Annotated in this window: 17 protein-coding genes; 4 read left to right on the plus strand and 13 right to left on the minus strand. The window is 59.3% G+C overall.

Annotation, left to right across the window (positions count from 1 at the left end; translation table 11 throughout):
• Positions 1-6: 6 nt before the first annotated feature.
• The gene (locus ACQR35_RS09250) at positions 7-927 is read right to left on the minus strand and encodes a hypothetical protein (protein ID WP_430267427.1); all 921 of its coding nucleotides are present in this window, start codon (positions 925-927) and stop codon (positions 7-9) included.
• A gap of 116 nt (positions 928-1,043) precedes the next feature.
• Between ACQR35_RS09250 and ACQR35_RS09255 the strand changes: the two genes are divergently transcribed.
• Both ACQR35_RS09255 and ACQR35_RS09260 read left to right on the plus strand, forming a co-directional pair.
• Positions 1,044-1,343, plus strand: coding sequence for a type II toxin-antitoxin system VapB family antitoxin (locus ACQR35_RS09255; protein WP_430267428.1), 300 nt, complete (start codon positions 1,044-1,046; stop codon positions 1,341-1,343).
• Positions 1,315-2,004: a LytR C-terminal domain-containing protein gene (locus ACQR35_RS09260; RefSeq protein ID WP_430267429.1), complete on the plus strand. Its 690-nt coding sequence runs from the start codon at positions 1,315-1,317 to the stop codon at positions 2,002-2,004. The genes ACQR35_RS09255 and ACQR35_RS09260 overlap by 29 nt, the downstream gene beginning before the upstream one ends.
• Before the next feature lies 1 nt (position 2,005).
• Here the strand turns inward: ACQR35_RS09260 and ACQR35_RS09265 are convergent, their stop codons facing one another.
• The 11 genes from ACQR35_RS09265 to ACQR35_RS09315 form a co-directional block, all read right to left on the minus strand.
• The gene (locus tag ACQR35_RS09265) at positions 2,006-2,704 is read right to left on the minus strand and encodes a TetR/AcrR family transcriptional regulator (RefSeq protein ID WP_430267430.1); all 699 of its coding nucleotides are present in this window, start codon (positions 2,702-2,704) and stop codon (positions 2,006-2,008) included.
• Between the two features lie 62 nt (positions 2,705-2,766).
• Complete coding sequence (locus ACQR35_RS09270; RefSeq protein ID WP_430269845.1) at positions 2,767-3,465, minus strand: DsbA family oxidoreductase; 699 nt, start codon at positions 3,463-3,465, stop codon at positions 2,767-2,769.
• A gap of 36 nt (positions 3,466-3,501) precedes the next feature.
• The gene (locus ACQR35_RS09275; RefSeq protein WP_430267432.1) at positions 3,502-4,041 is read right to left on the minus strand and encodes a GNAT family N-acetyltransferase; all 540 of its coding nucleotides are present in this window, start codon (positions 4,039-4,041) and stop codon (positions 3,502-3,504) included.
• Positions 4,042-4,051: 10 nt separating this feature from the next.
• The gene (locus tag ACQR35_RS09280; RefSeq protein ID WP_430269846.1) at positions 4,052-4,525 is read right to left on the minus strand and encodes a heme-degrading domain-containing protein; all 474 of its coding nucleotides are present in this window, start codon (positions 4,523-4,525) and stop codon (positions 4,052-4,054) included.
• Positions 4,518-5,543, minus strand: coding sequence for a Gfo/Idh/MocA family protein (locus ACQR35_RS09285; RefSeq protein WP_430267434.1), 1,026 nt, complete (start codon positions 5,541-5,543; stop codon positions 4,518-4,520). Before ACQR35_RS09285 ends, ACQR35_RS09280 begins: the two co-directional genes overlap by 8 nt.
• Before the next feature lie 4 nt (positions 5,544-5,547).
• On the minus strand, positions 5,548-6,003 hold the full coding sequence (locus ACQR35_RS09290) for a TolB family protein (protein ID WP_430269847.1): 456 nt from the start codon (positions 6,001-6,003) through the stop codon (positions 5,548-5,550).
• The gene (locus tag ACQR35_RS09295) at positions 6,000-6,878 is read right to left on the minus strand and encodes a 3-keto-disaccharide hydrolase (RefSeq protein WP_430267436.1); all 879 of its coding nucleotides are present in this window, start codon (positions 6,876-6,878) and stop codon (positions 6,000-6,002) included. Before ACQR35_RS09295 ends, ACQR35_RS09290 begins: the two co-directional genes overlap by 4 nt.
• 6 nt (positions 6,879-6,884) lie before the next feature.
• Positions 6,885-7,886, minus strand: a complete 1,002-nt coding sequence (locus ACQR35_RS09300; RefSeq protein ID WP_430267437.1) for a sugar phosphate isomerase/epimerase family protein — start codon at positions 7,884-7,886, stop codon at positions 6,885-6,887.
• A gap of 1 nt (position 7,887) precedes the next feature.
• A complete protein-coding gene (locus ACQR35_RS09305) occupies positions 7,888-9,015 on the minus strand; it encodes a Gfo/Idh/MocA family protein (protein ID WP_430269861.1) in 1,128 nt (375 codons plus the stop codon).
• 50 nt (positions 9,016-9,065) lie between these two features.
• Positions 9,066-10,211 (minus strand): Gfo/Idh/MocA family protein, encoded by a 1,146-nt coding sequence (locus tag ACQR35_RS09310; RefSeq protein WP_430269848.1) that lies wholly within the window; start codon positions 10,209-10,211, stop codon positions 9,066-9,068.
• On the minus strand, positions 10,208-10,957 hold the full coding sequence (locus ACQR35_RS09315) for a sugar phosphate isomerase/epimerase family protein (protein WP_430269849.1): 750 nt from the start codon (positions 10,955-10,957) through the stop codon (positions 10,208-10,210). The genes ACQR35_RS09310 and ACQR35_RS09315 overlap by 4 nt, the downstream gene beginning before the upstream one ends.
• 189 nt (positions 10,958-11,146) lie before the next feature.
• Between ACQR35_RS09315 and ACQR35_RS09320 the strand changes: the two genes are divergently transcribed.
• Positions 11,147-12,376 (plus strand): ROK family transcriptional regulator, encoded by a 1,230-nt coding sequence (locus ACQR35_RS09320; RefSeq protein ID WP_430269850.1) that lies wholly within the window; start codon positions 11,147-11,149, stop codon positions 12,374-12,376.
• 73 nt (positions 12,377-12,449) lie between these two features.
• Positions 12,450-13,652 carry a CynX/NimT family MFS transporter gene (locus ACQR35_RS09325; RefSeq protein WP_430269851.1) on the plus strand — a complete coding sequence of 401 codons (1,203 nt, stop codon included), beginning with the start codon at positions 12,450-12,452 and terminating at the stop codon, positions 13,650-13,652.
• Positions 13,653-13,747: 95 nt separating this feature from the next.
• Here the strand turns inward: ACQR35_RS09325 and aceB are convergent, their stop codons facing one another.
• Positions 13,748-15,400, minus strand: coding sequence for a malate synthase A (gene aceB / locus ACQR35_RS09330; RefSeq protein ID WP_430269852.1), 1,653 nt, complete (start codon positions 15,398-15,400; stop codon positions 13,748-13,750).
• Positions 15,401-15,449 lie beyond the last annotated feature (49 nt).

The following is a 15,449-nucleotide window of genomic DNA, read 5'->3' on the forward strand; positions in this document are numbered from 1 at the left end:
CTGCGTTCAGCCAGCAAATTCCTCACGCCAACGCCGCAAAAAAGCCCCACCAGCGTGGTCATGAATAACCTCTGGCCCCAGGCCCAAATCCGAGGCAGTCAGCACCTGATACGGCTTCTCTGGAACGCCATCTGCCGGACGCACATCAACGTGCTTGACCTCGTGATTGTGGTGGTGAAGCCAGTCAGCCATGGCGTAGTCAGTGCGTGAATCGCCCACTGTCCGCCACGCCAGTGGCGCAATCCCGGCAGCAGTCAAAAGTTCGACGGCGCGCGAGGCGCCCAAGTCTTTACCCAAGTGCACCGACTCAATGTCGGTGGAAATAATGGTGGGGTCCAGCTGGAAGTCCGGGCCGTCGTCGGACCTTAACTCAGCCACAGAGGCACTCTTTGTGTGGTCCAAAATGGTTGCGCTGAGCCCGTGTTGGCCCATCAACTCAAGCGCTTTCTGATCAAAAGCGCCCTGAACGGCCAGATAGTCCTTGTTGCTGACGTCAGTGCGCTGCTCCACCGAAACCATGGCGTGCTTGGTGTGGTCATAAAACATGTGATCGGTGAATTCGCGCTCCACCAATTCCAGAACACTCTGAGCGTAGGCGGCCGGTACCGCCAGCTCCCGGTCCACCTGTATTTGGCTGTCCCCTTTGGAATCAAAGCTGAACCACACGGCACCCTTTTCACAAATGGCATGAATGGTGACGCCCTCCGGTATCCCCGCAGCGAGCATGGGTGTCATCACCTGTTCCTTAATAAAGGAATCGGAGCGGCCGGTGTTGAAAATAACCGGAACCCCTGCGGTGGCCAATGCAATCAGCTCGGAAATGATTTCCGGCTTCACTTGCCTCGTCTCCGGGCTAGCCACCGGACCGTCAACGTCAAGGAGCAGGGCGAGTGGCGGGCGGGCGGCGTGCGCAGCGGGAGCAGTCATACTCCCATTGTTCTCCCCGCCGAGTGGCGCGGACAAATGATCACCATTTGGCTACAAACACACCGGACACTGCGCGCGTCGTTCACAGGATGGCCGCGGGTCTCTACGCTGGATAGGTGATCTTCAAAGCCGTGGGCGACGGGCGCCCTTATCCCGACCATGGATACAACACGCCTAAAGACTGGGTGAAATTGGCGCCGCGCCCCATTCGCCTGGATGAGCTGGTCACCACCAAGCGCACCCTAGACCTAGATGCCCTCCTCGCCGAGGACTCGACGTTTTTTGGCGACTTGTTCCCCCACGTTGTTCAATACCAAGGTGTCCTCTACCTTGAGGATGGCCTGCACCGGGCAGTGCGGACGGCTCTGCATCAGCGCACGGCCATCCATGCCCGAGTTTTGGTCATCGATGGCTAAGGACCCGTCCCACCTTCACGGGCACCGGGTGATCAGCGGGAATGACCTTCGCGAGACTTTTGTCCCAGATGATGAAGCTGAGGAAAACCCGGGAAGGTACCGCCGGAGGTTGGTTCACGGGATTGTTCTGACACTATTGGTGGGCCTTGTAGTGGCCGCCATTGTTGGGGCATTAGCCATTATGAAGGGCTACATTGCGTTCCCCTCCAGCACGCCCAGCCCAACATTTAGCTCGGCTTGCCCGGCAACCAAGTTTGACTACCAGCCCAATGACAAGATCAAGGTCAACGTCTACAACTCCACGAACATCCCCGGGCTGGCCTCGAAGGTTGCAGCGGAATTGAGGGCGCGCAAGTACAAACTTGGCGAAGTGGGTAACAAGGCCATCAACTACCAAGGAACGGCGGTAGTGGTCTCCGGTGCCACGGGCCAGCTCGGTGCCTTTAATGTCCAGCGCAACACCCCTGGTTCAGACTATGTTCAGGACAACCGCACGGACGCCAGTGTTGATCTGATTGTCAGCACGAATTTCAAGGCTCTGACTAAAACGGAGTTAGTTGACCAAACCCCCGGTGCACTACAGTGCCCGCGCGAAGAGCGCAGGGTTTCCAACGGCACACCCGTTGCCACGATCCCGGCCACTCCCGCGGCGAAAAAGTAAGTCAGGCTGCTGACTCAACCACAGCTTTTTCAGCCGCAGGTTTTTCAGCCACGGCGTCAGGTGCGGCGATCACCATGGGGTTCCCCTCGGCGTCGAACATGGCACCGGCGCCGTGCTGAATAAAGCGCACGGTGGACTCAATGTGCCGCTCGAGGTCGGGGGAGCCCGGCTCGCTGGCCTTGCCGCGCGATGCGCTTGAGGCGAGGGTGCCATGAATGAGCTGCGCGGTGGCCGTGACATCGGATTCCGGCAAAAAGCCCTGGTCAATCCCATCCTGCAGGATCTCTTGCAAAAGTAAGTTCAAATCAGAAACGTGGTCCGCTAACTTCGCGAAAGAACCCGGCGAAAGTACAGCGCCCATGGCTGGTCCTGGCGGTAAATGCCTGCGCGTGAGGTCCTCCACTTGGGCGCGGATGTACACGGCCAGTTTCCCCACCGGGTTCGCCACAGCGTTGAGGTCAGCGCGCAGCTCAGTGATGAACTTTTCCGTCTCGTCCAGCGCGTAGGAGATCAGCAGCTGCTCCATGTCCGCGTAGTAGTTGTACACGGCCGTCCGCCCCACACCAGCGTGCCGTGCCACATCCGTCATAGTCAGTCCGGGGAGTCCATGCGTAAATAGGAGCTCGCCGAAGGCGGTGAGGATGCGTCGCTGAGTTTCGGCACGCTGGGCCACGTTACTCGACGCGGAAATTTTAGGCATAAAGACAGATTAGCTGTTTATGTCAGCAAAGTATGCATCGAGGGAACGACGACGGCGGCTCGCTAGATGGCGCAACCGTCCGGGCCGCAAGCCTCAGCATCCGTGGCGCCAACATTGATCAAGGGGTTGGCTTCAGCCCATGCCTGTTCCAAAGCGGAGGCGAAAACCTCGGCAGGTTGAGCTCCGGAGATCCCGTATTTACGGTCGATCACAAAAAACGGCACACCGCTCACACCCAAAGCGCGGGCTTCGGCGAAGTCGTGACGGACGTCCTCAGCGAAACGGTCCGAGTTCAACATGGCGGAAACGTCCTCCGCAACCAAACCCAAGCTGGTGCCAAGTTCCTGCAGGTGCTCGGTGTTCCCGATGTCCTTGCCGTGCTCAAAGTGATCGCTCAACAGGCGCTCTTTAGCTTCGGCGCCCTTACCGGACTCCTCCGCCAAATGGATCAACCGGTGGGCGGTGAAACTATTGGCTACCACCACGGAATCGAAGTCATAGCTCAGGCCTTCGCCGGCGGCCTGCTGGGCCACATGGGCGAACATACCCTTGACCTGCTCGGGGTCCAAGCCCTTGCGCTCGCTGAGGTAGGACAGTTCGGTGCCGTCATAGTGTTCCGGGAGTGTGGGGTCCAGCTGGAAGCTGCGCCACTTCACCTCAACCTTGTCCTTGTGCGGGAATTCGGCGAGGGCGGACTCAAAACGGCGTTTGCCGATGTAGCACCACGGGCAGGCAACATCGGACCAGATCTCAATCTTCATACTGGCTCAAACCCTGACAGACAACGGAACATTCCCTCATTGCAGTGGGCGTTCCATCACAAAGTCGTTTTCCACGGAGTCGCCCAAGTGAAAGGTTTTGACTCCCACTTGGGTGAACCCTGATTTGCCGTAAAAGCGGAGTGCGCGTGGATTGTTTTGGTTGACGTTGAGCCATATTCCGGCCGGATTTCCCGCAAGCTTCCCGGCAGTGTCTAGGCTCGCCTGCATCAGCCTCGCCGCAGCACCTTGGCCGTGGAAATCGGGGTGGACGTAAAACTTGCTCAACTCCACCGAAGGCAGCAGCGTCAGGGCTGCGGCAACGTCTGGGTCAGTGGTGGGGCGGTTCACCATCAGCGAGTAAGCCCGTAGACCAACCTCGTTTTCTAGGACGGTGATGGTTACCCCAGCGTCCGCGAGGTACTCCGCGAAAGACCCCACACTCAGGGTTCGGGCAATGTGCGCGGAAATATCGGCCGGTGAGGAGGTGGGCGGGCAGGCCAGCGGAAAGGTGACGGCGGCCAGCTCAGCCAGCGCCTCGGCGTCGGACGTGGTTGCCGGGCGGATGGTGTACGTCATAAGTCAAACTTTAGTCTCGGCTTTGCCCCGCGAGGTACGTCCGGATGCTGTCCACCACCAGCTGGTGATCCTCCTCCGAGGACAGCCCAGAAACGGTTATCGCCCCAATAACTCCGGTGCCGCGGACCCGAATGGGGAAGGAGCCGCCAGCCAAGGTGTACTCCTCGGGTGCAAGCCAACCGCCGCCCAAGGGACTCCGGGCCGAAAACTGCTCAGACAACAACGCGGTGCTGTGCTCAAAGCGTAGGACCGAGGCGGACTTGCGGCGGACCCACGCCTCTTGATCCGCCGTGGCACCAGGCAGAACACAGCGGAACAGGATCATATTGTGCCGGCGAATATCGATCATCACGCCAGCATCCAGGGTAATGGCGCGGTTGGCGATCAATGACCCCAGCTCCCACGCATCACCATGGTCAAACTGGGGGAAGACTAGCTCGTCCTCTTGCCGTAGCAGTTCGGTGAAACGGGCCGAATCAGTCATTGGAACCCAACTCCTTATCAGCGTTGTACCTCAGGCCAATCTGGCGGCGAATCTCGTCCATGGCGGACATAATCTGCACACTTTCCGAGGGCGGAAGAATGGTCCCGGAGGTGGCACCTGTGCTAACCAACCGCTCCAGCTCTGCGGCTTGGAACTGCATACCCCGGCCCTTCACCGGTTGATCAAAACTCTCTAGCTCAGTGCCGTCGAGGTCAAAAACCTTAAACGGTGTTGGTACGTACCAGGTGGATTCGATGTCGATCCAGCCCTGGCTACCAATGACCACTGCTCGGTTGGGCCCGGCAGCATCTAGCTCACAATCCACCACCGCCTGCCCACCGTCCGGGTAGTCAAAGATCGCAGCAGTTTGCCCGTCCACACCGGTTTCCGTCATTGTGGCGCTGGCATGGATCTGTTCAGGGGCGCCCAGAATGTCAAAAACAAAGGAAATCGGGTAAATACCCAAGTCCAACAAAGCTCCGCCGCCCAAAGCCGGATCGTTAATCCTGTGGGCAGGATCGCGAGGCAGGCTCTGGTTGTGGCTTGCCACCACTTTCCGGACCTCGCCAATGGTCCCGGCGTTGATGATCTCGCGAATCCGGACCATGTGCGGAAGGAAGCGCGTCCACATGGCCTCGAGAATAACCAGACCATTGGACTGGGCACAGTCAACAAGTTCTTCTGCTTCACGGGCGTTCATGGTGAAGGATTTTTCCACCAGCACGTGTTTCCCAGCGCGCAGAGCCAGGAGCGCATTTGCGTGGTGGAAGGGGTGCGGCGTGGCAACGTAAATCACGTCCACATTAGGGTCTGCCACCAGATCTTCGTAGCTACCGTGAGCGGTGGGGATACCAAACTCTTCACGGAAGGCTTGAGCTGATTCGAGACTGCGGGACCCCACGGCCTGGACCGCAAAGCCGTTCTCAATCAAGTCTTTCGTTTGCAGCCCGGCAATAAAACCGGTGCCAAGGATGCCCCAGCGGATGGTTCCGTCGGAGGTGCCGGTATTAGGGATCACGTAGTTAGTCCTTTATTGAGTCAGTGAGCGGGTACGCCACAAATGCAAAATGCGCGGAGTCCGGCGACCAGCTGTTGACGTTGAGGGTACCTTGACCACCGAAAAGTGGCCATGTTTGGAGGGAAGTGGTCCAGTCCTGGGTCGAGACAAGTACGACGTCGACTGGCAAGTCAGCGGGGTGGCCCACCGTGCCACTGGGGAACTGGATGTAACTGGCGTATTGTCCGTCGGGGGAAAGATGCGGGAACCAGTCGACGGTCTTGGACTTGAGCAGCTGCTCGAATCCGCTGCCATCTGCCTGGATCCGGGCCAGTTGGGCGTGGCCGGGTTCTGTGCTGAAGGATTCCGTATTCAGGTAAAGCCACTTGCCGTCCGGGGAGTATTCTGGGCCATCGCAGTGGCCCGGGCCCACGTCAACTTTGACGGTGGCACCACCATCGGCGTTGAGTCTGCGGATCACAGTGCCTCCTCAGTAGGGGTCAGTTCTTTGATGAGGATGTTCCTCCATCGGCATTGTGCGCCTCGGCCCCAGCGGGCTTCCCCGAAATACGAATCGTTGTCGTGCACTTCCAAAGCAATGTGTCCGCGTTCACCGAGTGCTTCCAAGACGTCCGCCGGGTTGTAATCCGGCGAGTCTAGGGTAGCTGTGTTCAGTTCCCCGATTTTCAGCCCGTTAACCCAGGTAGTAATGACTGGCAGTGCACCGACGCAGCGGATCCGGAGTTCATTCCAATCATCCCAGCGCCAAACTTTGAGGAAATCGTCGACGTCCGCGGCGTAGCTGAGCCGGGAACGCTTCTCTTCCGTCACTGGCTCCACAGATGTTTCCGGATTGTCGGCGATAAGTCCGGTAGGGCGGCCGTCCGCATCGGTGTCTGCATCGACGGCGAACGGCACCGCCGAGAAACTGGCCAGGCCGTTGCCGAAGAATCCCCCGATGCCACCGGAAGGACGGTGGTCTACCAAGACCTGGAAACCCTCCCAGCTTTCCGGGCGGCGCCGGAGCATTACGCCGGTGTCCGCGGGCCAATCGGGCCGCATCTCCAAGACCAGTTCGAAGTCGTCGTAGGCCTGCTCGGTCACTAGATATCCGCCGTATCCGCTGCCGGGGGTGTCTTGCTCGCCAACCAAGACACCGTCCTGTACGAACCACCGGGCGGGGTGCTTTTCAGGGTCCACTGGGACTTCGCGGCCGTTCGCGGCGAAGATGTCCAGCACACCGGGGCCGCCGGGGTACAACGTCCCATAGATGCGGGGCACGGCCCGCCATCCGTCAAGGGTTGTGCCGTTGAATAGTGGGACGAAACCGTCGTTAGGCGCCGTGTTTTCTAGCATGCTGTGTTAGTCCTGGTGGCTGAATGCGGCGTCGAAGCTGGTTTGTGAGGGCGGGAAGTCGAATTTTTTGAGTGCTGCAAGCGCTTCGGGGGCTCCGTGGAGCCGATCCATTCGGGCGTCTTCCCATTCGATTGAGATGGGGCCGTTATAGCCGATCGCGGACAAAGCCCGGAAGGATGATTCCCATGGAACATCGCCGCGGCCTGCCGAGACAAAGTCCCAACCACGGCGCGGATCTCCCCACGGCAAATGAGACCCCATGATGGTGTTCCTGCCGGTGGGGCGCAGCTTGGTGTCTTTGCAATCCACATGATAAATCCGGTCTTTGAAGTCCCAGATGAAGGAGACCGGGTCAATGCCTTGCCACATAAAGTGGGACGGGTCCCAGTTCAGACCGAACGCCTCGCGGTGGCCAATCGCTTCAAGTGTCCGCACAGTGGTCCAGTAGTCGTAAGCGATCTCAGATGGGTGAACCTCGTGGGCAAAACGCACTCCGCACTCATCAAAGACGTCTAGGATCGGGTTCCAGCGGTCTGCGAAGTCTTGGTATCCGGCCTCGATCACTGAGGCTGGGACGGGCGGGAACATGGCAACGTATTGCCAGATCGAGGATCCGGTGAACCCGACCACGGTTTTCACACCGAGTGCCTTGGCTAGGCGTGCGGTTTGTTTCATTTCTTCTGCAGCGCGTTGGCGGACTCCTTCGGGGTCCCCGTCGCCCCAGACTTTGGATCCCACTATGGCTTGGTGGCGGAAGTCGATGGGGTCATCACACACGGCTTGGCCCTTGAGGTGATTAGAAATAGCCCAGACTTTTAGGTTGTATTTCTCTAGCACGGCCAGTTTTGACTCTACATAGCCGGGCTCATCCCAACGCCAGGCGTCTAGGTGGTCACCAGAGACAGCGATCTCGAGTCCGTCATAACCCCATTCGGAAGCGAGCTTGGCTACTTCTTCAAAGGGAAGGTCAGCCCATTGGCCGGTGAAAAGTGTGTACGGGCGGGGCATGTCAGGCTCCTTCGGTAGGGGATTCGTTGAGCTGGATGAGTGAACTTTTAGCCGCTGAACTCTCTTCGATACCAGCCAAAATACGTTGAACTTTTAGCCCGTCAAGGAACGAGGGCGTGGGGGCAGTTCCGTCCGCAACGCCCCTGAGGAAGTCGTTGAGTTGGTGCGTAAAAGCATGCTCCCACCCCAGGAAGTGGCCTTGAGGCCACCATGCTTGGATGTAAGGGTGTGCGGGTTCGCTGACCAGAATGCTCCGGAATCCCTGCTCGCGTACTGGTGCAGTGGCGTCAAGGAATTCGAGCTCGTTAAGGCGTTCAAGATCAAACTTCAGCGCGCCTTTATCCCCGTAGATCTCCACACTCAACGCGTTTTTCCGGCCCGTGGCTACCCGTGAAACATCCACTGAGGCGATAGCCCCGGAGGTAAGAGTCAGCGTGGCCCACGCGGCGTCATCGACTGTTACCTCTTCAAGGCCGTCCGGGCCAGGACGTTGAGCGGTAAAGGTGTGTAAGCGTCCGCTAACGTCGGTGACGTCCTCACCCAAGAGGTAAAGGACCTGATCAACGGCATGAGAGGCAATGTCTCCCAGGGCCCCGGAACCGGCAGTGTCCTTGCGTAAACGCCACGTCATGGGTGCCTGGGCATCGGAAAGCCAGTCCTGCAAATATGAAACCCGTGCCTGCGTGATGGTTCCTAGCCGGCCCTCGCTGATGAGCTCCCTGGCCAAGGCCAGGGCAGGGACACGCCGGTACGTGAAACCCACCATCGACTGCACGCCCTTAGCCGCGGCTGCAGTTGCCGCGGTCACCATGTCCTCAGCCTCACGCACCGTGTTAGCCAAGGGCTTCTCCACCAGCACATGCTTACCTGCCTGCAGCGCCGCGATAGCAATCTCGGCATGCAAAAAACCGGGGGCACAAATGTCCACAATATGAATGTCATCGCGGGCAATGACCTCGCGCCAATCCGTGGCCGACTCCGCCCAACCATAACGCTGGGCAGCTTCCGCAACACGTTCAAGATCAGTGCCCACCAAAACTTTTTGCTCAACGGCCGGGACGTCAAAGTAGGAGGCAACATTCCGCCACGCATTCGAATGAGCCTTACCCATAAACGCGTAACCAATCATCGCCACACCTAGCGTTGAGCCGCCCGGTGAACTCCGGGAGGCCTCCGTGCTCACGACGTAGCCTCAAGGGTGGCGGCCGCTGGGTCCCAGTCCTCAGGCAGGGCTGGTGTTTGTGTGGCGGAGCTTTCCACCGCCACAAATTCGCCGTGTTGTGCTGACTCGGTGATGGACACCAAGGTGTCCACCACGTGGAACGCGAGTTCACCCGGGGCGCGGTGCGGCACACCGGCGCGCAAGGAACGCGCCATATCTAGGGCGCCCATTCCGCGGCCCACGGCTGGTCCCGTCGCCTGAATGACCTCAGGCGAGTCCACGTCAGCGCGCCACAGCTTCAGTTCGCCGTCGAAATAGTTGGGGTCAGGAACCACCAGGGTTCCCTCAGTTCCGGTGATTTCCACAAACCCTGCCCGCTTGAGTGGGGATTCAAAACTGAACACACTGTGCGAGGACGCGCCGCCTTCGAACTGCAGCATCGCCGAAACGTGGGTGGGAACTTCGACGGCGAATTCCTCGCCAGCCTTGGGCCCGGAGCCAACCACGCGGGTCTCTTTGGCTTTGGAGCCAATAGCGGCCACCTTGCGGACTGAACCAAAGGCTTGGACCAGGGCCGTGACGTAGTACGGGCCCATATCGAACAACGGGCCTGCGCCGTGCTGGAACAAAAAGGCCGGGTTCGGGTGCCACGACTCAGGTCCGGGCGTTTGGAACATGGTCAATGCGGTCAGTGGTGTGCCAATGTCCCCGCGCTCAATGATCCGGCGAGCAGTTTGAATACCGGCACCCAAAAAGGTGTCCGGGGCGCAGCCCAAACGAATGCCTGCTTCTTGCGCGGTTTTGAGCAGTTCCAGCCCGGATTCACGGTCTAGCGAGAAAGGCTTTTCTGTCCAAACGTGTTTGCCGGCCTTGACTGCTGCAGTGGCCACTTCAACGTGCGCTGCCGGAATGGTCAGGTTCACAATGAGCTCAACGTCTGGGTGGTTGAGTGCCTTGTCAACGCCGCCCCATTCGGGGATGTTGTACTCCTTGGCGCGGGCTTGGGCGGCTTCCTCAAAGAGGTCAGCAATCACCAATACCTTGAGGTCTGGGAACACCGCGATGTTATCCAGATACTGCTTGCTAATGTTGCCAGCGCCAATTACAGCAACTCCAACGGGGCCTCGGCGGGCGGACGGGGTGTTTAAGTAATCCTGGCTCATGCCTCGGAACCCTTTCCTGCTGCTTCGGTCAGGTAGGCCAAGCTCTGGGCGATACCTTCAAAAATGTCTTCCGAGTAGTCGTCAAATTCCACCACACCCACTTCGAGCGACTTCGCGGCGTTGATCACGTCTAGGACGGGGATGCTGCCTTGGCCGGCGGGCTTTTGGGCCTTGGTGTCACGGTTACCGGGCCCGTCCTTGATGTGAATGAGCTTCACCCGATCACCCAAACGGGCCAACAACTCCACAGGGTCCTCGCCACCTACTGAGGCCCAATAAGTGTCTACTTCAAGGACCACTTCGGGGTCCAAGAGTCCTGCGAAGTACTCGAGCGCCGACTGGCCCTCAATCTTGGAAGAGAGCTCCCATTCGTGGTTGTGGTAGCCCACCCGGATTCCGTATTCAGCGGCTTTTTTGGCAGCTTGGTTGAGCTTCGCGGCGGTGGCCTGAATGTCCTCGGCACTTTGCCAATGCTCGGCGGGGTGGAAAGGGTCGATCACAATTGAGATGCCCAGTTCCTTGGCGGCGGCAAAGATCTCATCCTGGTCTTTGCTTAACAGGGGAGCGTGGCCGGAAGGGGCTGTGAGCCCATTTTCTTTCAGGGCTGCGCCAAGCTCCTTGGCTGTGGCAACGAAGTTGTACGGCTCCACCTTGGTGTAACCAATCTGAGCCACCTTTGCGATGGTGCCGGGAAGGTCCTCGGCGATCGCGTTGCGGAGTGTGTAGAGCTGAAGTGAGTACGTCATCGGATTCCTTTAGGGGACTAGTAGTTCAAAGAATAGGGTGTGTGTTCCACGTCAGGGGATGGCCTCGCCACTGATCTGTCTCACAATCAAGCTAGAGGGACTTTTGCCGAACGTCAAGCAAAAGTTGAGAAGTCGTCGTCATACTTTTATGGCGTGACACGCAGAACTGGTTCGTGCTATCACTTATTTATGTCCCTTGCCTCCCCGCGCACGAGTGAACCCAGCGATCCGCACCGCGAAAACGCTGCCGACGTCAACTTGTCCCGCGCCGGAGACTTATTTCAGCTACTCAGGGACGGTAAGGCCCGCACCCGCGCGGAGCTCGCAGTCACCACAGGTCTGGCCCGATCAACCATTGCCGCTCGCATTGATGCGCTGATGAATTCCGGTCTCGTTGGCCCGGCCGGCGAGGCGTCATCTAGTGGCGGCAGGCCGCCGTCGCGCATAGCTTTTAAACCCTCAGCTCGCGTGGTTTTGGCGGCAGATGTTGGCGCAACACACGTCAATCTGGCTCTGACGGACCTCGGTGGAACGGTGCTAGCGGAGAGCCGATTCAAGCAAGACGTGGCGCAGGGTCCAGACGTGGCCCTGGGGAAGGTTGTTGACGCTGGCTCTGCTTTGTTGCGCGATTCTGGCCGGTCTCCAAAGGAACTTGCCGGTATTGGAATCGGGCTGCCGGGTCCGGTGGAACACGCAACTGGTGTGCCAGTAAAACCGCCGATTATGCCCGGCTGGGACGGCTTTGACGTGGTCTCCTTTGTTCAACAAACCTTCCCCGTGCCGGTCCTTGTGGACAATGACGTCAACATCATGGCGCTAGGAGAGCGCAACGCATTCTGGCCCGATCACTCAAATTTTCTGTTTATCAAAGTGGCCACGGGTGTTGGTGCGGGCATCATCAGTAGTGGTGAACTCCAACGTGGTGCCAACGGAACGGCTGGCGACTTAGGCCATGTTCGGGTCCCGCGTGGGGACACAGTGCTGTGCCGCTGCGGAAACTACGGCTGCCTCGAAGCGATCGCATCCGGCCCCGCGATCGCCAAAGCCCTCACCGAAGCTGGCGTTAGCGCGACTAACGGCGACGACGTTCTTCGCCTAGTTGCTGAGGGAAATTTGCAGGCGATCCACGCTTTGCGGCAAGCAGGCCGGGACGTGGGGGATGTTTTGGCCACCGTGGTGAATCTGCTGAACCCCTCCATGATTGTGATAGGCGGCAGCCTTGGCCAAGTGGGCGAACACCTAATGGCCGGGGTGCGGGAAGTGGTCTATCGGCGCTCGCTACCTTTGGCTACCTCGCACTTGCGCATTGGTCTTTCGATGGCGGGGGAGCAGGCTGCAATCCTCGGGGCGAGCGCTTTGGTGACGCAATATGTCCTCTCGCCAGCTGTGATTGAGGCCTCATTGCAAGCGGCAGGGTAGCAGTCCGTGATAGCAATGAAGTGATGAAATCTTATTTATTAGTTGCCTTGCTTGGCGGACTCCGGCCCAAGCTATGAGTAATTCCGCAGTGCCCCTGCACAAAAAACCTCGAGCCTGGCTACTGGTCCTCTGCGTAGCGCTCATCGCCATGAACATGCGCGGACCGTTCGTAGCAGTAGCCCCAGTGGTCGGAGACCTGCAACGCGAACTTGGCCTCTCCGCCGTCGAACTCGGCCTGCTTACCAGTATTCCGGTGCTGTGTTTCGCCGTGGCATCGCCGTTCGCTTCTTGGTCCGGCCGGAAGTTCGGTGCAGAGTTCTCCATCCTGTTGACGCTCGCCGGTGTTCTCCTGGGTGTGGTGCTGCGTTCGGCTGGTGGCTCCGGTTTGGCGATTGTGGGCACCATCCTGATTGGTGTGGCTATCACCATCGGCAATATCGCCGTCCCGCTGATTGTGCGCCGTGATTTCTCTCCGGCCCGGCAAGGTTCCGCGATGGGCATCTACACAGCGGCGCTGAACATTGGATCCTTTATTACCTCCATGACGACGGCGCCGCTCGCCGAGTGGCTGGGCTGGCGGATCTCACTCGCGTCGTGTGGGCTCCTCGCCGTGGCAGCCTTGGTTGCATGGCTGTGGGTTATTGGCCCCCGCAGGGCTCTGATACCAGAGGCAGTGGCACTGCCAGACGGACCACCACCCACACCACACAGCGGCTCCGGGATCATCACCTTGGGCCTGACCCTCGGCTTCGCTGGCCAGGCGTTCTCCTACTACGGCGTCACCGCCTGGCTCCCGAGCTTCCTGAGCGACGAACTGGGAATGTCCCGCGCTGGCGCCGGTGCAGGCTCGTCTCTGTTTCAAATCTTGGCGATTGTGGGCGGCCTTGGCGTCCCGCTCGCCGCACGCTTTGCCAGTACGACGACGGTCGCCATCACCTTGGGTGCCTTGTGGGTGACGGTTCCCGGTGGCCTCCTGCTGGCGCCGAACCTGTGGTGGCTGTGGTCAGCGCTGGGTGGCGTGGCTCAAGGTGGCGGAATCACCATCATCTTCTTGGCCATCATCAAGTTGGCCCGGGACCAGGCTGCTGCGGGACGGATGTCTGCTGTGGTGCAAGGTAGCGGATATGCGGCCGCTGCGGTCTCGCCCCTGCTGATCGGTTTTGTTCACGATCAGAGCCATTCGTGGTTCTTGCCGCTGCTACTCTTGCTGGCCTCAACCCTGCTCTTCTTTATTGCCACGGTGCTTTCAGTACGTAAGGTCCCGCGCGGCGCCTAGCCCCTTAAACGGAGCCTTTTTTAACGCGAGTTGGCACTTGACGCGGATCCTTGTGAGGAACATGCGCGTCAAGTGCCAACTCGGTGCAATGAAACCTAGGCTGCTGCCAGCTCAGCTTCAGTAGCGTTAGAGCGTGCCTCGTGAACAAAGCGGCAGTACGCCGGAATGGTCAAGAAGGACGGGAACTCTTCAGCCAGGGTGACCTCTTCAAAGATGGTTCGTGCGTCTCTGAACCGGTCATCGTCAAAGCGTTCCAGCCCGGCGAACTCCTCTTCCAACAAGTCAGTCACCCATTCACGAGTGATCAATTCACCCGTGTCAGTGATGGCCTTGGCGTAAATCCATTGCCACAGCTGTGAGCGGGAGATCTCGGCTGTAGCTGCATCTTCCATGAGGTTGTGGATGGCCACAGCACCATTGCCGCGCAACCAGGATTCGATGTACCGGATACCAACTTCGATGTTGTTGCGGATACCGGCCTCGGTGATGTTGCCCTCGGTGGAGGCAATATCGATCAGAGCGCGATCGTCCGGGGTCACATCTTCGCGGCTGCGATCCAGTTGGTTCGGGCGGTCGCCGAGTACGCCGTCGAACACCTCACGGCAAACCGGAACCAGATCCGGGTGGGCAACCCAGGAACCGTCAAAACCGTCGCCGGCCTCGCGGGTTTTGTCCGCGCGAACCTTCTCGAACGCCGCGGTATTTGCGGCCTCGTCCTTACGGTTTGGAACGGCTGCAGCCATACCACCAATGGCCATAGCGCCGCGCCGGTGGCAAGCACGCACCAATTGCTCGGTGTAAGCCCGCATAAACGGCGCCGTCATGGTGATCTGGTTGCGGTCCGGCAACACGAACCGGGGGCCACGGGTGCGGAAGTTCTTGATCACGGAGAACAAGTAATCCCAACGGCCCGCGTTCAGCCCGGCTGCGTGATCGCGCAGTTCGTACAAGATCTCTTCCATCTCAAATGCTGCAGTGATGGTCTCGATCAGAACGGTGGCCCGAATGGTGCCCTGCGGGATGCCCAGCAAATCTTGTGCCTGGATAAAGATGTCGTTCCAGAGGCGAGCCTCCAAGTGGTTCTCGATCTTCGGCAGGTAAAAGTACGGGCCCTTGCCTGCGGCGATCAGTCGGCGAGCGTTACGGAAGAAGTACAAACCAAAGTCCACAACTCCGCCGGCAATCGCTTCGCCGTCGATCAGCATGTGCTTCTCCGGCAAGTGCCAGCCGCGGGGTCGAACCACAATCGTGGGCAGTTCCTCGGCCGGACGCAGCTTGTATTCCTTGCCCTCAGGGGATGTGAAATCAATGCGGCGTTCCATAGCGTCGGTGAGGTTCAGCTGGCCCTGGATAACGTTCCGCCATGTCGGCGTTGAAGCGTCCTCCATGTCAGCGAGCCACACCTTAGCGCCCGAGTTCAAAGCGTTGATGCTCATCTTCCGGTCAACAGGTCCCGTGATCTCCACCCGGCGATCCTCGAGCCCGGGGCCAGGGGGAGCCACACGCCAGCTGTCGTCGTTGCGGATGTGCTCGGTCTCCTTGAGGAAGTGCGGGTCCTGGCCGGCGGCGATCTGGTTACGGCGCTCCCGGCGAGCCTGCAACAGCTCTTGGCGACGTTCCGCCGTCGCACGGTGCAGTTTGGCAACAAACTCCAGTGCGTCAGGGGTGAGAACCTCGTCCTGGCGGTGGATGGGCTGAGCAGTGATGGTAATGCCGTTGATAGTGAAGTTGTCCGTGAAGCTGTTCATGGCGATCTCTCCTGAATTTCCAACCCAACCAACTCGCATTTGTGGCTGT

Source organism: Pseudarthrobacter sp. J1738 (assembly GCF_050490315.1).
Taxonomy (GTDB): Bacteria; Actinomycetota; Actinomycetes; order Actinomycetales; family Micrococcaceae; genus JBNPEO01.